The sequence below is a fragment of the Rhizobium sp. CF142 genome (assembly GCF_000281145.1).
Taxonomy (GTDB): Bacteria; Pseudomonadota; Alphaproteobacteria; order Rhizobiales; family Rhizobiaceae; genus Rhizobium.
Genome location: NZ_AJWE01000086.1, coordinates 40,891 through 56,489, shown reverse-complemented (window position 1 = coordinate 56,489; position 15,599 = coordinate 40,891). Strand labels below are relative to the sequence as shown.

Here is a 15,599-nt window from a genome sequence, read left to right as displayed (position 1 = left end):
CCAGCGCGTATGAAGATGGTGCGCTGGCCGAAATTGCCATGATCTCGTCAGTGGCGCGGTGGGCGGCCTAGGCTCGCATCTCTCTGGACTTCCTCCTCCCGACCGGTGTCGTAGCGCAGACGGTTGTCCTCGATGTTTTGCCTGTTTTCAGCCGCCCAGTCGGCGAGATGGCGCACGGTTTCCGACAGGGAGTGCCCGAGTGGCGTCAGCGTGTATTCCACCTGCGGCGGGGTGCTGGGGCGAACGGTTCTCGCGATCATGCCGTCGCGTTCGAGCGTCTTCAGTGTGCGCGTCAGCATCTGCTGCGAAATGCCGCTCACCTGACGCTTCAGCCCATTGAACCTCTGGGCATCCCGGCGAAGTACGACGACGACCTGGATGGTCCACTTGTCGCCGACCCGGCTCAGAATTTCGCTGACGCCCCTGCAGTCGGCGGCTGTCGGCCTGGCAGTCACATCCATCTGACCTGCTCCCAAAGATATGCTTTTGACGGGCATTTTTAGGTCACATAAATGGCTGTGGTCAACAATCCAGACCTTGTCTCCATCGAGACGGGTCACCATGCGGAGACCACCATGAACCTCATCTATTATCCGGGCGCCTGCAGCCTTGCCGATCATATCGCGCTTATCGAGGCCGGGCTTTCCTACCGGCTCATCAGCATCAACCATGACAGGAAGATGCAGGATGGCCGCGATTTCCTGTCGATCAATCCGAAGGGCTATATTCCCACCCTCGAGCTGGAAGACGGAGCGATCCTGACCGAGAACCAGGTCATCCTCAACTATATTGCCGAGGCGAGCGGCAAGCTGCTGCCTGGGGATCGTCTGCTTCGATGGCGAGTGCTCGAAGCGCTGGCCTTCATGTCATCGGAGATCCATTCCCGCTACCAGCCGTTCTTCAAGGATTTCCCGGAGCCGGAGAAGGAGCGTGCCCGCGAAAAGCTCGCGCAGGCCTTCGCAATCCTTGCCGAGCAGATGGGCGACAAGACATTCCTTGTCAGCGACGAGATGACGATTGCCGATTGCTACCTGTTCTGGGTGCTGATGGTCGCCCCCAGGAGCGGCGTCGAACTGCCGGAGGCGCTCGGCCGGTCCTTCGAGCACATGCGGGCGCGGCCTTCCGTGATCCGGGCGTTTGCCGAGGAGGGGCTGGGCTGATGAGGCGGCCAGCGTAAACTGACCGCATACGTTCCCCGGCCGCGCGTCGCTCGACAGGCGGGCCGCCTGGCCGGGGAAAAGTTACGGATGGGCCGATGCCGAGCTTCTCCTTCTCCGGGAGGGAGGTTCTCAGCTTTCAGTGGAAATCCAACTGTTCCTTTGCGCTCCACATGTGAAATGTCTCGGGTTCGTTTTCGGCCGCAACCGACTCCAGGTAACGCGGCTTCCAAACCTCTCTGATAAACGTTTCCATCGTGGTGGGCAGCGACGGGCGAACCTCACGCTCACCCTGGAACCGCACCAGGCCATTGTTCAAGGCGTCGGCGGTCAGGGTGTCATCGTGCCATCTCTCCGATGTCCCGAAGCGCTTCAGGAATTCGGCTTCCACATCCTTGCGCGTTCTTTCGATGTACCGGTACTCCACCGGCCGGCCGATCTCCTTACCGATGATCGCGGCCAATTCATTCATCGAGATATCTTCCGAGCCGACCTCGCGGATCACCCGGTGCCTGCCCGTCGGATTGATCAGCTCCCTGGCCGCAAGCAATGCGATGTCATCCGTCGCCACCCAGGGCATTTTCAGATCGGGCTTACAGGACCAGGCAATGCGACCATATCTGGCGACCGGCGCCGTCCACGCCAGCACATCATCCATGAACCAGGCGGCGCGCAGATGGACCAGGTCGATATTGGTAAGTTCGTTCAGCTTCTGGTCCAGATGGTAGAAACATTCAAAATGGCCGGTCTTGCCTTTCACGTCCGATCCCATGGCCGACAGGCTCACAGCCAGTTTGACCGGGGAATTGCTGAGCGCATCGACGAAGCGCTGGGCAACCGCGGGATAGTGGCCTTGCAGGTTGTTCCAGTCGGTCTTGACCATCAGGAACGCGGCATCGGCATCCTGAAAGAACGTGTCGAGCGCTCCGGCGCCCGTGTCGAAGCTTCCGAGGAACGGCTCCGCTCCGATTTCGACCAGGGCGTCGAGGGCTGGGCCGCCTCTCGACAGGGCCTTTACCTGATGCCCCGCGCTCAGCAGGTTTCGGGTGAGTTGGGCGCCGATCCTGCCGGTTGCGCCGACGACAGCAATTCGCATGATAGTCTCCATCGGGTTGTTGATGTCCGCTTGTAGCGGATTGCAGTGCAGGCGAATTTGGAGATAATGCCATATGATCTCCAAATCAGGCCAATCCGCCAGGACGCTGCGCCCCTGCAGCACGGACTTCGATCCCGACCCCGACCGGTTGGGTCGCCCGGCGGTCGCCCTGCATGTCGACTTCAGCGACTACGAAGCCGAGGTGCCGCAGCACCAGCACCGGCAGGGACAGCTCATCCTTGCCTTGCACGGGGCGGTGACCTGCACGGCCGCAAACGGCCTGTGGATCGTCCCGCCGGACTGCGGGGTCTGGATTCCCGGCGGCGTGCCGCACAGCAACCAGGTCACGTCCAATGCCCGCCTGTCCTACCTGTTCATCGAACCGGGTGCTGCGGCGCTGCCGCAGGAATGCTGCACGCTGTCCGTATCGCCGATGCTGCGCGAGATGATCCTGCGCCTGGCGGATGTGCCGGGCGGCTATGCGCCCGATGATCATGTCGGCCGGCTCGTGCGGGTCTTGCTGGACGAACTGGCGCTGATGCCGAAAGAGGGGCTGGAACTGCCGGTGTCCAGCCACCCCAAGATCGCCATGATCGCCGCAGCCCTGACGGCGGAGCCGGGCGACCGCCGCACCCTGGCGGAATGGGCAGACCACGTTGCGATGAGCGAGCGATCCCTGAAGCGGCTGATGGTTCAGGAAACGGGGCTGACCTTCGGGCGGTGGCGGCGGCAGCTGCACCTGGTCATCGCGCTGCGCGAACTCGCCGGCGGCGCGACGGTCCAGAGGGTGTCGAGCGACCTGGGCTACGAGTCCGTCACCGCCTTCATCGTGATGTTCAAGAAGGCGCTCGGGACGACACCGACGCGCTACTTCGCAGCGTGACCGGCGCCCCCACATGGAAACACTGCGCGAGGTCGAACCGCAGGCCATGCTCATCCTGCCACCACTTTGGTATCTCGTCGCCTGGGATGCCGCCCGCGCGGATTTCCGCCACTTTCGCATGGACCGGATCAGCAAGCCGGAGATTGTGGAGGGCACGCAGTTTCGTCGAAGGCACGTACCTTTCGAAGATGATGTTTGCCTTTCAGCGAAATGGCGCGCTGAGTATCAGCGCGGTCGAAACATTCATCCAGCAGTCACGATCCGTGCAGCCTCGGCGGCACGGGCATCATCTCAAGGTCGCCGGCCTGAATGCGCCGGCGGCCTGCATCGTATTGCGGTCAACCCTACCTTGAAGTTGTCCGGCAAACCTTTAGTTTCTACTAAAGCAGTCGCGGGGATATGCAGGAAATGACTGGCGAAGTCGTTCATTTGTTCGAGACTTTCGAAGAGGCAGCCTGCGATGCTGGGATCTATACTTGGGATATCGTCAGGAACCTCGTCTTCGCAGACAGCGCGCTTGCCGGGCTTTTCGGCCTCGACCCTGAAGCCACGGTGCATGGCCTGCCGCTGGAAGACTATCTTGCGCGCGTCCACCCCGATGACCGGCCGGATCTGGCAAAGAAGATCTCTGAGGTAATCGTTGCCGATATCGCGCAGCAGAACACCTATCGCGTCCAGGGCAGGGATGGGCGCTATCGGCTGGTCGCGGCCTTCGGCCGGGCCTTTCGCGATCAGAGCGGATCACCCGTGCTCTATTCCGGCATCGTCGTGCCGGTGGCCGAGCGCGAGGATGAGGGATCGGCGGCGCATTAGGCGGCTTTGCCATTCATCCGCACTCGACCGATCTTGCGTCTTTGTCACGGATCGGAGACGACGCAGATCATTTCATGCGGCAATGTGGTCGAATTGCCCGTTTCCCGACCTTGCCGGCGGCCCGATGATGGATTTGGCTGGCGATCATATCCACCAACGGGAGCGCCAGCATGACCAGCCTTGACCGATGGACAGCGCACACGCCGATGTCCGACCCCGGCCAACAGGCCAAAGCCATCGCAACTTTCCCTGATGAGGTCGGGCATCTCGCCGGCATTGCCCAGGGCCTCCTGGTGCATTCCAGCTGGCTCGGGGAATACGGCCTCGACCAGTCGAAGCTCGGGCCGGGGGCGCGGCAGACCTTGCCCGTCGCCGAGCGGCTCGCCGACATCATGCAGCTGGACGACCGTCCTCTTGCCGAGGCGCGGCCGGCCGACAGGCGATCCATCGGAACATGCCGGGATTTCGCGCTCATGCTCTGTGCGTTTCTCCGCAGCAAAGGCGTTCCTGCCCGTGTGCGATGCGGCTTCGCATCCTATTTTTCGACAGGATGGGAGGATCACTGGATCTGCGAATATCGGGATAGTGGGACGGGCGAGTGGCGGCTCGGCGACGCGCAGATAGACGCGATGCTGAGACGCCGAAACCACATCGAGTTCGACGCCGCCGACATGCCCCGCTACGCTTTTCTCATGGCTGGGGAGGCCTGGCTGAAGTGCCGCCGCGGAGAGGCCGAGCCCGAGAGCTTCGGGCATGGAAGCACAACCGGCCTCTGGTTCCTGAAGGTCAACGTCCTGCGTGACCACCACGTCTTGAACAATCGCGAGACCTCCGAATGGGATCGCTGGCGCGAGGCGCCGCAGGCAAGCCGGCAGCTGCCACCCGATGCGCTGGCATGGCTGGATGATCTCGCCGCCCGCCCGGATCAGCCGCTGGTGGCGCGCAGACCGGACTGGCTGGTCTAGGCTGATTGCGTGGCTCGGCCCAAAAGAGACATCGAACCTTCGCGTCCAGCTAGTGGGGATGACGAGCCGAGGCAAGCGTCCAAGGTTCTCGTCATCCCCGCTCAAATCAGCCTGCGTTAGCAGGCACTGGCGTGTTGAGCAGCTGCTGCTCCCACAGATAGGCGATGCCACTGCCGGCCGCGTGCTGCACGAGCACTTCCGTTATCTTGCCCGCAGTTTCGAGGCGGGCCCAGTCGCGCTGCCATTCGGCGGCCAGCGCCAGCCAGGTCATCATGTTCGCGCCGGCCGCGATCATGCGCTGGATGGCGACCGCGTGGGCCTCGATCGACGTGCCGCCCGAGGCATCGGTGATGACAGTCACATCCCAGCCTTCGCCGAGGGCCTGGATCACCGGCATCGCGACGCAGATCTCGGTCCATAGACCAGCGATGATCAGTTGCTTGCGGCCTGTCGCCTTGACCGCATCCACAACCTTCTTGTCCTCCCAGGTGTTGATGAACGTCCGGTCGATCACCTCCTGGTCGGGGAACACGTCAGTGATCTGCGGGAAGATGAGACCGCCCCGGGCCGCGATCACGCTGGTCAGGATGGTCGGCACGCCGAAAGCCTTGGCGGCCTTTGCCAGAGCCGTCGAATTGTTGACCACCATCTGCGGATCGTGGCTGTTCAGGTTCGCGAGCTGGTAGGGCTGGTGGTCGATCAGAACGAGTACGGAATCATCAGGGCGAAGAAGCGAGGCAAGGCCATTACGAAAGGTCATGAAGGGATCCTCTGCTGCCGTTTTGTGTGTGAGTTCGGTTTAAATTTATTTCTCGAAACGAAGGCAGACATGCGCTGACAGCGGCGCCGCCTGCGAGACGGACACTGTCATTCCTATTTGCGATACGGTAGCCTGCTTTTGTGTGAAGCTGTGTCGCGGAATGGGGAACGCCAACGTGGAAATCGAAGATCTCAGGACATTCGTGGAAGTTGCCGATGCCGGAGGAGTTTCGCCCGCCGCGCGGCGGCTCGGCATCTCCAAATCGATGGTCAGTCGCCGGCTCATCCGGCTTGAAGCGGAACTCGGCGTCCAGCTTCTTGCACGGACGACACGCGGCGCGGCTCTCACGGAAGAGGGGATCACGTTTCGGGACCATGCAGCCAGGGTCTGTGCCGAGATCGACGCGGCCAGGGAAACGATCCTGCCTTCCGGTGACCTTCGCGGCCGCTTGCGAATTGCCGTGCCGCTTTCTTTCGGCCCCAGCCACTTCGCGCACGTGCTCGCGGACATGGCCCAACGCCACCCGCAGCTGCACATCCACACGTCCTACAGCGATCGCTTTGTCGATCTCATCGCGGAGGGCTTCGATTGCGCGATCCGGATTGGCTATCTGCAGGACTCCAACCTGGTCGCAAGACGCATCGGTCCGCTCTACGGGAAGCTGGTCGCAAGCCCTGATTATATCAGAACGCATGGCGCCCCCGAGACGCCGGAGGAACTCGCCGGCCATGAGGCCCTCATGCAGGGAACGGAAGCCTGGCAATTCACTGATGGAGACGAGGTCATCACGGTTCATCCGCGGGGACGCTTCAAGGCCGACAACGCGCTCGCTCTTGCCGCCGCCGCATTGGCCGGGCTCGGCATAGCCTGGATCCCCGATGGCGTTACCCATGAACATCTGGCTTCCGGCGCGCTGGTTCCGGTTATGACACGCTATCCGCCACCTCCGGCGGGCATATATCTTGTCCGCCCGGCGGGGCAGCATCCCGCAAGGAAGATACGTGTCCTCACGGACATGCTGATCGCGTGTTTCGAAGAGGCTCCGGCGCCTTTGGGCCTCGGTCGCTGAGGCACTGATGGCGCGAGGTTCGGGCTTGTCTCATTTTATGTCAGGGTAGGGGTGAGCGCTTTTGGCGCAAAGCGGGCTTTCGCCTGCCGATACGGCCAGGAACACCGCCTTCTGCGCCTCGAAGCGCGCTTACGGCCCGTCGATGCGTCGAAACTGCTCAGACTGCTCGAACTTCGGCAAGCCGCCTGACTGCGTACTCGTCCTGCCAGCAGACGGCGGCTTCCCATGCGGCTGACGCTTGCGCGGCGATGTCATGCGCGCCGTCGTCGAGATCGGCAGCGTTGTCGGGCAGTACCAGGTCGAGGTCGGGGACGTCGACATGTGACTCGTCCCAGTCGATCAAGGCGACCCGATCTGCGGTCATGCGGATGTTGCCAGGGTTGTTCGGGTTGCCGTGGACGACGCATGTCCGACGCCCGATTAGTCGCGCCCACGCTGCCCGACATCGAATAACGCTCTCAGGCGGCATCGCGGAAAGGTTGATCCTCGTTCCGGTTTCGGCATGCAGGAGATCAGTCGACGACCGCCAGCCCGGACGCTGCGGCCACCCCTGCGTCAGCCGATGCAGCTCGCGAAGCGTGTCGGCGACGCGACGCCAGTCGGACTCCGTCTCGGGCGGTCCGCCCTCCATGTATTTCATCACCACCAGACCATCCACGAACAGCCGGCCGTCAACCGTCGGGATCGGCACTGGAACGGTCATGCCTTCACGGTCGAGGTGTCGGAACAGTTCGGTTTCCCATGCGAGATCGGCGTCGGTCCGGGAGCCGAGACGGCCGACTGCAATCTGCCCGCGGACGCGGACACGCCACACGTCGTTGGCAACCCCACCAGTGAGCGGTTCGATGCGAACCGCATCTTCACCCCATTGCCCGAGCGCTTCCCATCCCATTGGCGGTGTCCTTGGCGGCCATGCTTAAATTGACGGAAGAAATAGGGAAAGTTTGCGACGCCACGATGTCTTCGGCGTTACCCTCCGGTGGACGCGGAGGGGTGGGGGACACGTAGTGTCTTATCTGCTGCTGAGGGAACTATCCGCGATCACAGCCGCTTAGCCATCCAAAGGTGCGGCTGGCCCTCGTCCTCGTAATCGACATCGCTGATCTGCATATAGCCCTGCTTGGCATACAGATCGTGCGCGTATTCCTGGGCATGCAGCTTCACCAGTTTGGCGCCGGCCTCGCGCGCGGCCTCGTCGCTCGCGGCGATGATCACACTCGCCAAACCCCGGCGGCGAAACGCCGGCATTACGGCTACACGGCCCAGCAGGTAGGTTTCCCCTGACGTCACGCCCTCGTCGAACGCGCATGTGGGTGACTGCGGGCTCTCGGGCGAAAGTGCGCGCTCCAGTGGCTCGGGGAACAAGCGTGAGCACCCCGCCAGCTCGCCATCGATATAGAGCGTCACGTGCACGCAGGCAGGGTTGTCGTCGATGCCGTCGAACTCATTCTCATAGCCCTGCTCGTCCATAAAGACCGTGCGCCGCACCGCAAAGGCGTCGTCGCGCTTGTTGGTCTTGATCTGCCGAGACATGAAGGCCCCTTTATCTGTCGGTTCGCTTGCGCAAAGCCCTCGGAGAAGCTCACGGCATGGCCTCTGCTATGCGCAGCAAGGCTGAATATATGATCTCGGGATCATCGGGCGCAACGGCGTTTCGGACCAGGCCTTCGGCGTTGGCGACAATCTCGTGGGCCGCACGAAGTGCTGAGCGCCCATCCGGCGTAAGCTCGGTGGTGAGGACCCGCCCATGTACCGGGTGTGCCATTCGCTTGATGAGACCGTCCCGTTCGAGTGTCGCGATGATGGACTGCATCGTCTGCGGTGTTACGAAGGCCCGCCGCGCAAGCTCCGCACTTGACAAGCCCGCGCTGACCTCGAGCCCCGCCAGGACCGAATATTGCGGGGTCGTCAATCCAATGTTTCTAAGCTCGGTGTCGAGATGGCCCCGCAGCGCCTGCTGCGCCCGCTTCAGCGCATATCCGAGCGAGCGGTAGGTGTCATCAACAGGCGGATCAATCAGGCTGGACATATCAGTACCCTTATATTATATCAGGGCCCTGACGATACTGCGTCAGGTAGAAAAAGGAAAGATTGCCCATGCCTCGCCTCATTGGACCGGATTTCATCGGGATACAGACGAAGGATCTGGACGCCGCACGGACCTTCTATCGGGACATTGTCGGGCTTACGCCCGCGGCAAAAGCCCCTCCGGGCGCGGTTGTTTTCGAAACGCACCCCATCCCATTCGCCGTCCGCACGCCGATCGAGAACTTTGACGACACGCAGAAGCTGGGGGTTGGCATCGCGATCTGGTTTGGCTGCGACGACGCAGACGAATTGCACGCTCATCTGCGCGAGCGCGACGTGCGGATAGCTTTCCCGCCGAAGGACGGCCCGTTCGGACGCTATTTCGCCTTCGTCGATCCATTCGGCTATACGATAACTGCGCATACGCTCTCGACAAAGTAACCGAAACGGCGTCCGTCGAGCGATGTTGAATGGGCCCGCAGAGCGGCATGGCTCACCTACGACACCGCCAGCCCGATGCAAGGAACCTGCGCCTTCTATGCCGGCAGCGGAACGCTTGCCGGATTCCAGGCAGTCGTCAAGGTCACGGTCGACGACAAGCAGATCTATCACTGGGACGGGGGCTACCTGCTTGGCGCTGCCAAGTGAGAACGAAGGAAATGCTACTCTCGTCTGGCTGTTTGCCGTGAATTCATGCGCTGACTCATGACCAGCAGGTGACAGTGGCGGCGAGGCAGACGGCTGCAAGGACGTTCGTCGCAGATCGATCCTACCGTGTGGCTATGCGGCGGAAGTCTTTGAACTGTGCGAACATGCGCTCGATGGCGTTTCGGTCACGGTAGAGGAACGGCGAGAAGCAGCTCGCCAGCCGTGCGATCGGCGACCTAGCCACGGGTCAAGAGGAAAGCGATTGGGCGGCACAGGCCGTCGTGCTATCATGTATTCTTGTCTACGGTTGCATGCGTCTTGGGAGGGAAGCGCTGCCAACTATTGCTCCTGTTCATTCTGGCCAGAACGATCCGGGTTCAGACCTCTGTGCTCTCACGAGCGAATATTGGTTCTCTACTTCTTGGTAGACGCTGCTCCGCTTAGCCAAGAGGAGGGATTCCATGCGTCGCCATAGTGTTTTGCACATCTCTCGTAGCATCCTTGCCGCGCTGGGTTTTACGGCATTGACCGGATTTGGCTGCCCAGTTGCATTCGCGCAAACCGCGATCGGCGCGCCGGGGGCCACGATTACCCTCGACGGCAAACAGCTTCCGCCGCCCACACCGAATTTCGGCGGTGTGATCAAGGAGAAGGCCTCGGAGTCTCAGCCCTGGTGGGCTCCGCGCATCGTGCCGCCAAAGGGTGCGCCGAACGTGCTGCTGATCATGACCGATGACCAGGGATTTGGCGCGCCGAGTACCTTCGGTGGCGTCATTCCCACGCCCGCGATGGATCGCATCGCGAACCAGGGGCTGCGCTTTACCAATTTCCACTCGACCTCGCTCTGTTCTCCGACACGGGCAGCTTTGATCACGGGACGAAACCATCATTCGGTCGGCGCCGGAGTGGTGGGCGAGATCGCCACCGGATTTCCGGGTTATGACTCGATCATACCGATCGAGAAAGGCACCATCGGCACAATCCTCAAGGAGAATGGCTACGCGACATCGTGGTTCGGCAAGAACCACAACACACCCTCCTATCAGTCGAGCCAGGCAGGGCCGTTCAACCAATGGCCGAACGGCATGGGCTTTGACTATTTCTATGGCTTCGTCGGTGGCGATGCCAGCCAATGGCAACCGAACCTTTATCGCAACACGACGGCGATCTACCCCTTCGAGGGCAATCCAAGCTGGAATATGGAAACCGCGATGGCCGACGAAGCCATCCAGTACATGAAGCAATTGAAGGAGATCGCACCCGGCAAGCCCTGGCTCGTCTACTACGTACCGGGTGCTACGCACGCGCCGCATCATCCGACGCCGGAATGGATCAAGAAGATCAGCGACATGCATCTCTTCGACGACGGCTGGAACAAGCTGCGCGAGACGATCTTCGCCAACCAGAAACGGCTGGGCATCATGCCCGAGAACGCTCACTTGACGCCGTGGCCCAAGGAGCTGCCGCAATGGGATACCCTGAGCCTGGAAGAGAAAAAGCTCTTCATCAAGCAGGCGGATGTCTACGGCGCTTACCTTGCCTATGCCGACAATGAGATCGGCCGGGTCATTCAGGCGGTCGACGATCTCGGCGAACTTGACAACACGCTGATCATTTACATCGGCGGCGACAATGGCGCGAGTGCCGAAGGCATGCTCAACGGCACGCCGAACGAGTTCACCACCTTCAACGGCATCCCGGTGCCGGTGAAGGACCAGTTGCTCTGGTATCCGTTCTGGGGATCGGAACGGACATTCCCGCACTTCGCCGCGGCCTGGGCCTGGGCGATGGACACGCCGTTCAAGTGGGTGAAGCAGGTGCCGTCGCATTTCGGCGGCACGTCGCAAGGGGTGGCGATGTCCTGGCCCGGCCACATCACTGATGTGGGCGGCATCCGCCGCCAGTTCTCGCACGTGATCGACATCGTGCCGACCATCCTCGAAGCCACCGGCATCCCGGCACCCGAGACGATCAACGGCATCGCTCAGAAGCCGGTCGAAGGGGTGAGCATGGCCTACACATGGGACAAGGCAAATGCCGATGTCCCCACCCGGCATACGACGCAATATTTCGAGATGCTCGGCAATCGCGCCATCTACGACAACGGCTGGGTGGCAGCGACGACGCCGGCAACCCGGCCGTGGGAGCTGAGCACCGCCACGCCGCCCGACGTCATCACCGGCTATAACTGGGAACTCTACAACGTCAACGATGACCCGACCCAGTTCAGCGACCTGGCCGCCAAGATGCCCGACAAGCTCAAGCAGATGCAGGACCTCTTCTATTCCGAGGCGAAGAAGTACGACGTGCTGCCGCTCGACAATTCGACGCTTTCCCGTTGGAACACGCCACGCCCCAACCTGACGGCCGGGCGAACCGAGTTTGCCTATTCGGGGGAACTGAGCGGTGTGCCGCCCAGTGCCGCGCCAAGCATTCTAAACAAGTCCTATACGATCACGGCTGAGGTCGAGATACCCGAAGGCGGCGCGGACGGCATGATCGTCACCGAGGGCGGACGGTTCGGCGGCTACGGCCTGTTCCTCAGCAAAGGCGACTTCGGCGTCGGGCGCGGCAAGGTCGTGTTTCTCTACAACCTTCTCGACCTGAAGCGCACGATGTGGGAGGGGCCGGAACTGGAACCGGGCAAGCATCAAATCGTCTTCGCGTTCAAGTCCGATGGTCCGGGCCTCGGCAAGGGCGGTAGCGGCGTCCTGTCGGTGGACGGCAAGGACGTGGCGACGAACACGCTGGACCATACGATCCCGGTTACCTTTCCTGAGGACGAGAGCTTCGATGTCGGACAGGACACCCGCACAGGGGTCGCCATGGTCGAATATCGCTACGAAGCTCCTTTCAAGTTCTCCGGCAAGATCGACAAGCTGACCTTCAAGCTCGGGCAGTAGTGGGGGCGGCATGTTTGGAACGATGAGTACAAATGCCAGGCTGCTGCTATCGATAACGGGTGTGGTCGAAGCGATCACGGGGGTGGCATTGCTGCTGGCCCCCGCGCTCTTGATCGAAGTGCTCCTTGGGGCCGAACCAGACACACCTGCCGGTATGACGGTCGCCCGTGTCGCCGGAGCGGCAGTCCTGAGCCTGGCCGTCGCTTGCTGGCTTGCGCGAGATGATATGGCAGGCGCTGCCAAGGGATTGGTGACAGCGATGCTGATCTACAACTTCGCCGTGGTCGCAATATTCATTCTTGGGTGGCTTCGCCACGGCATCGCCGGCATCGCTTTGTGGCCTGTCGTCGCGGCCCACCTCGCGCTGGGTGTCTGGTGTGCGGTATGCTGCTTGGCGCCCACCCGCATTTCGGACCGTTAGCGATATCGTCCGGCGCGACGTCAGCAATTGGCGCGTCTCTCGCAGATATCCGGAATTCTGCGGCAAATGCGACCAACGGTCGCTTTCGGCCCATAGCGGCCTCTCACTAGATGAAGTTATCGCTACACCTGATCGGGGATTGCTGGGTTCGAGCCGACCTCTTTTCGTTGCGGCGGCGGGGACCCTGTATTTCCTCGACTATGGCAGCCGAGTGCGCTGCACCTGTCGGGCGACAGCGTCTAACTTGTCTAGCATTAGCGGGTGCGGCGCCACTGGCCGCGTCTCGTTAGAACCTCAGCAATAACAGGAGTCGATCACCAATGTCGCATATCGAAAGCCAGCTACAACGGTTGGGGCTAGAACTTCCAGCGCCGATCCTGCTTCCGCCTGGCGTGAAACTCTCCTTTCCCTGGGTCCGCATTTCAGGGTCAAGGGTTTATATTTCCGGACACGGGCCGCTCAATTCAGACGGGTCGATTGCTCGACCGCTCGGAAAGGTCGGGAAAGATCTGTCGCTGGAAGAGGGCTACCATGCTGCTCGCCTGACCGCACTGGCAATGTTAGCCAGCCTGAAAGTTGCGTTGGGCGATCTGGACCGGGTGGACAGCTGGCTTCGTGTCTTTGGCATGGTGAATACAGATTCCTCCTTCAACTCATATCCACTCGTTATCAATGGCTTCAGTGACATTATCGCAGAGGTTTACGGCGGCGAACGCGGATCCCACGCCCGCTCCGCGATAGGCGTGGCAGGCCTGCCATTTGATCTTCCCGTCGAGATTGAAGCTGAGGTTCTTATACGGCCTTAGCGACGGCTTGGACGTCAGCTTGGTCAAGATCGGTCAGCGACGGCCTTGGGCGGCCGTCAGTGCGTCTAGCTGCTCGATAACGGCCGGGTGACAGGCCGTGGTGCCGATGGAACACCTTCGAGAACGCCGCGGCGGTTTCGTAGCCAACGCGGCTTGCGATCCGGGCAATTCCCTCATCGCTTGTTTCCAGTAGAAACGCAGCCTCCGACATCCGGCGTGCGATCAGATAGCGCTGCATGGACTGGCCGACGAGCTTGGTGAAGCGAGCCGAAAACACCGAGCGGCCGAGCCCCACGCGGTGTGCGAGGTCGCGAAGTGTCCAGGGCAGATCCGGTCGTTCGTGGATCAGCTCAAGCGCTCGTCCAATATAGGGGTCGGCCATCGCCCCAAGCCATCCGCCTTCTCCTGGCCGGAGAGATTTGATCCAGCTTCGCAACACCTCGACGAAGAGCACCTCTGTCATTCGCGAGAGCGCGACGCGTTGGCCGGGACGTTCAAGCGCCGACTCGCTCACCATGCGTCGCAGAATTGCCTCGAGCCACTGACCGTCCATCGTCGGCTTCAGGAGAAGTACGGGCGGAAGCAGTTCCATCACGCTACCACGCGCGGGCCACGAGAGAATGAAATTGCCACAGATCATCGTCGAGAGCGGCTGCGCGCTGCCTCCGTGACGCATGACGCCAAGATGTGAGGGTCGATCGAGGTCGGTAACCAGGAACGGCTTCGTCCCGCTATCCGAGTAAATCAAATGGGGCTCGCCGCGTGTGATGACGACGAGATCGCCCTCCGCCATGCGGAGCTCTTGGCCATGTTCGAGGGCGAGGGTGGCTGAGCCACGACTGAGATAATGGAACAGGGCGTAGGGGCGCTCCGGCAGGGCCAGGTTCCAGGGATGACCGAGCTCGAAGTGAAAGAGCAGGGTTCCGCCAAGGCGAACGCGATCGAGCACTTCGGCGAGGATGTCCATGCCCGATGTTAGTCCTCCGGACGATCAGACACAATATCCGGACGATTGGGGCCTAACGTCCGAGAACCCTTCGTATTATTTCGTGTCACGGCGAGCCGACAGGTGACCCAGCAAGCAATGCAAACTGCCGCAACAGGAAGCGCGAATTTACTCAAGCGCCTGGCCTTTGGGTCGGGGTTGCCGGCATCCCAACAGGAGCAAGCAATGCGAAATATACTAGTCTTAGCCACCACCGTTCTCGTCGCCGGGGCAGCGTTTGCCGCACCCGCCCGATCGGCTGATCTACCCGAGGGGGCGGCGCACAATATCGTGCTCGTCCATGGCGCTTTCGTCGACCAGACAAGCTGGAAGCCCGTTGCCGACATTCTCACGAAGAAGGGCTACAACGTAACGCTGGTCGAAAATCCGCTCACGTCGCTGGCTGCGGATGTCGATGCCACCAAGCAGGCACTGGCGAAGCAGGATGGCAGGACCGTTCTCGTTGGCCACTCCTGGGGCGGCATGGTCATCACGCAAGCCGGTGACGATCCCAAGGTCTCCGCGCTCGTCTACGTCTCCGCCTTCGCGCCTGACGTTGGAGAATCTGTGGCGATCCTGGCCAAGAACGGCCCGGCAACCGAAGGCGGCAACGCAATTCATCCCGACGACAAGGGTAACCTCTATATCGATCCCAAGGTGTTTCCCTCGGCCGTTGCGGCCGACCTTCCGCTGAAGATCGCCGAATCCCTGGCAAACTCGCAGCTTCCGCTGAACCACACAGCCTTCGAGACTCCGGTCGATATTGCGGCGTGGCACGACAAGCCGACGTTCTATGTGATCAGCACGAAGGACAAGGTGATCGCACCGGAGGCCCAGAAACTGTTCGCGGCCAGGATCAAGGCCAGGACCACAGAGGTGGCCGGCAGCCATGCCTCCCTCGTCGTCCATGCGGACGAGGTCGCCGCGGTCATTGAAAAGGCCGCGCTCACGAACTGACGATACTGCTCCCGGCGCCACCGCGCCGGGAGTACCTCTCCCCGCTGAAAGCACGCGCAGGCAAGCGGGACACGGCGCGTATGGGATCACGGGACAGAGGGCACAGGA

19 protein-coding genes and 1 pseudogene are annotated in these 15,599 nt (G+C 61.6%); 12 read left to right on the top strand and 8 right to left on the bottom strand.

Going from position 1 to position 15,599, the window contains the following annotated elements:
• Window positions 1-47: 47 nt before the first annotated feature.
• Window positions 48-461, bottom strand: coding sequence for a winged helix-turn-helix transcriptional regulator (locus tag PMI11_RS16445; protein WP_007819021.1), 414 nt, complete (start codon window positions 459-461; stop codon window positions 48-50).
• Between the two features lie 51 nt (window positions 462-512).
• Between PMI11_RS16445 and PMI11_RS16440 the strand changes: the two genes are divergently transcribed.
• On the top strand, window positions 513-1,160 hold the full coding sequence (locus tag PMI11_RS16440; RefSeq protein WP_007819019.1) for a glutathione binding-like protein: 648 nt from the start codon (window positions 513-515) through the stop codon (window positions 1,158-1,160).
• 136 nt (window positions 1,161-1,296) lie between these two features.
• Here the strand turns inward: PMI11_RS16440 and PMI11_RS16435 are convergent, their stop codons facing one another.
• A complete protein-coding gene (locus PMI11_RS16435) occupies window positions 1,297-2,376 on the bottom strand; it encodes an NmrA family NAD(P)-binding protein (protein WP_244430587.1) in 1,080 nt (359 codons plus the stop codon).
• On the opposite strand from PMI11_RS16435, the gene PMI11_RS16430 reads away from it, so the two are divergent.
• From PMI11_RS16430 to PMI11_RS16420, 4 genes are all read left to right on the top strand, one after another.
• Entirely contained in the window at window positions 2,327-3,136 is an 810-nt protein-coding gene (locus PMI11_RS16430) for an AraC family transcriptional regulator (protein ID WP_007819017.1), read from the top strand. The two genes, PMI11_RS16435 and PMI11_RS16430, sit on opposite strands and share 50 nt — an antisense overlap.
• Window positions 3,137-3,149: 13 nt before the next feature.
• Window positions 3,150-3,548 (top strand): WYL domain-containing protein, encoded by a 399-nt coding sequence (locus tag PMI11_RS38100; protein ID WP_244430586.1) that lies wholly within the window; start codon window positions 3,150-3,152, stop codon window positions 3,546-3,548.
• A complete protein-coding gene (locus PMI11_RS16425) occupies window positions 3,545-3,949 on the top strand; it encodes a PAS domain-containing protein (protein WP_007819016.1) in 405 nt (134 codons plus the stop codon). The genes PMI11_RS38100 and PMI11_RS16425 overlap by 4 nt, the downstream gene beginning before the upstream one ends.
• A 170-nt stretch (window positions 3,950-4,119) precedes the next feature.
• Window positions 4,120-4,914 (top strand): transglutaminase domain-containing protein, encoded by a 795-nt coding sequence (locus tag PMI11_RS16420; RefSeq protein ID WP_007819015.1) that lies wholly within the window; start codon window positions 4,120-4,122, stop codon window positions 4,912-4,914.
• A gap of 106 nt (window positions 4,915-5,020) precedes the next feature.
• On the opposite strand, the gene PMI11_RS16415 is transcribed toward PMI11_RS16420, so the two are convergent.
• Entirely contained in the window at window positions 5,021-5,674 is a 654-nt protein-coding gene (locus PMI11_RS16415; protein ID WP_007819014.1) for a hydrolase, read from the bottom strand.
• 175 nt (window positions 5,675-5,849) lie between these two features.
• Here PMI11_RS16415 and PMI11_RS16410 point away from each other — a divergent pair, with 175 nt between their 5' ends.
• Window positions 5,850-6,743 (top strand): LysR family transcriptional regulator, encoded by an 894-nt coding sequence (locus tag PMI11_RS16410; protein WP_007819012.1) that lies wholly within the window; start codon window positions 5,850-5,852, stop codon window positions 6,741-6,743.
• A 157-nt stretch (window positions 6,744-6,900) separates the two neighbouring features.
• On the opposite strand, the gene PMI11_RS16405 is transcribed toward PMI11_RS16410, so the two are convergent.
• From PMI11_RS16405 to PMI11_RS16395, 3 genes are all read right to left on the bottom strand, one after another.
• The gene (locus PMI11_RS16405) at window positions 6,901-7,635 is read right to left on the bottom strand and encodes a phosphotransferase enzyme family protein (RefSeq protein ID WP_007819010.1); all 735 of its coding nucleotides are present in this window, start codon (window positions 7,633-7,635) and stop codon (window positions 6,901-6,903) included.
• A gap of 149 nt (window positions 7,636-7,784) precedes the next feature.
• On the bottom strand, window positions 7,785-8,276 hold the full coding sequence (locus tag PMI11_RS16400; protein ID WP_007819008.1) for a GNAT family N-acetyltransferase: 492 nt from the start codon (window positions 8,274-8,276) through the stop codon (window positions 7,785-7,787).
• 49 nt (window positions 8,277-8,325) lie between these two features.
• Window positions 8,326-8,772 (bottom strand): MarR family winged helix-turn-helix transcriptional regulator, encoded by a 447-nt coding sequence (locus PMI11_RS16395; protein WP_007819006.1) that lies wholly within the window; start codon window positions 8,770-8,772, stop codon window positions 8,326-8,328.
• Window positions 8,773-8,840: 68 nt separating this feature from the next.
• On the opposite strand from PMI11_RS16395, the gene PMI11_RS16390 reads away from it, so the two are divergent.
• Both PMI11_RS16390 and PMI11_RS38395 read left to right on the top strand, forming a co-directional pair.
• Window positions 8,841-9,212, top strand: a complete 372-nt coding sequence (locus PMI11_RS16390) for a VOC family protein (RefSeq protein WP_007819004.1) — start codon at window positions 8,841-8,843, stop codon at window positions 9,210-9,212.
• A gap of 75 nt (window positions 9,213-9,287) precedes the next feature.
• Window positions 9,288-9,419 carry a hypothetical protein gene (locus PMI11_RS38395; protein WP_280110101.1) on the top strand — a complete coding sequence of 44 codons (132 nt, stop codon included), beginning with the start codon at window positions 9,288-9,290 and terminating at the stop codon, window positions 9,417-9,419.
• Between the two features lie 55 nt (window positions 9,420-9,474).
• Here PMI11_RS38395 and PMI11_RS36520 read toward each other — a convergent pair.
• Window positions 9,475-9,691 (bottom strand): annotated as a pseudogene (locus PMI11_RS36520) (transposase); the annotation flags it as partial.
• Window positions 9,692-9,880: 189 nt separating this feature from the next.
• Between PMI11_RS36520 and PMI11_RS16385 the strand changes: the two are divergent.
• The 3 genes from PMI11_RS16385 to PMI11_RS16375 all read left to right on the top strand — a co-directional run bounded on the left by PMI11_RS16385 (window position 9,881) and on the right by PMI11_RS16375 (window position 13,549).
• Window positions 9,881-12,322, top strand: coding sequence for an arylsulfatase (locus tag PMI11_RS16385; RefSeq protein WP_007819002.1), 2,442 nt, complete (start codon window positions 9,881-9,883; stop codon window positions 12,320-12,322).
• A 22-nt stretch (window positions 12,323-12,344) separates the two neighbouring features.
• On the top strand, window positions 12,345-12,743 hold the full coding sequence (locus tag PMI11_RS16380) for a hypothetical protein (RefSeq protein ID WP_244430585.1): 399 nt from the start codon (window positions 12,345-12,347) through the stop codon (window positions 12,741-12,743).
• A gap of 320 nt (window positions 12,744-13,063) precedes the next feature.
• The gene (locus PMI11_RS16375) at window positions 13,064-13,549 is read left to right on the top strand and encodes a RidA family protein (protein ID WP_007818998.1); all 486 of its coding nucleotides are present in this window, start codon (window positions 13,064-13,066) and stop codon (window positions 13,547-13,549) included.
• Here PMI11_RS16375 and PMI11_RS16370 read toward each other — a convergent pair.
• Window positions 13,536-14,516 (bottom strand): AraC family transcriptional regulator, encoded by a 981-nt coding sequence (locus PMI11_RS16370; protein ID WP_007818996.1) that lies wholly within the window; start codon window positions 14,514-14,516, stop codon window positions 13,536-13,538. The genes PMI11_RS16375 and PMI11_RS16370 overlap by 14 nt on opposite strands.
• Before the next feature lie 204 nt (window positions 14,517-14,720).
• On the opposite strand from PMI11_RS16370, the gene PMI11_RS16365 reads away from it, so the two are divergent.
• Entirely contained in the window at window positions 14,721-15,491 is a 771-nt protein-coding gene (locus PMI11_RS16365) for an alpha/beta fold hydrolase (RefSeq protein WP_007818994.1), read from the top strand.
• Window positions 15,492-15,599: the final 108 nt, after the last annotated feature.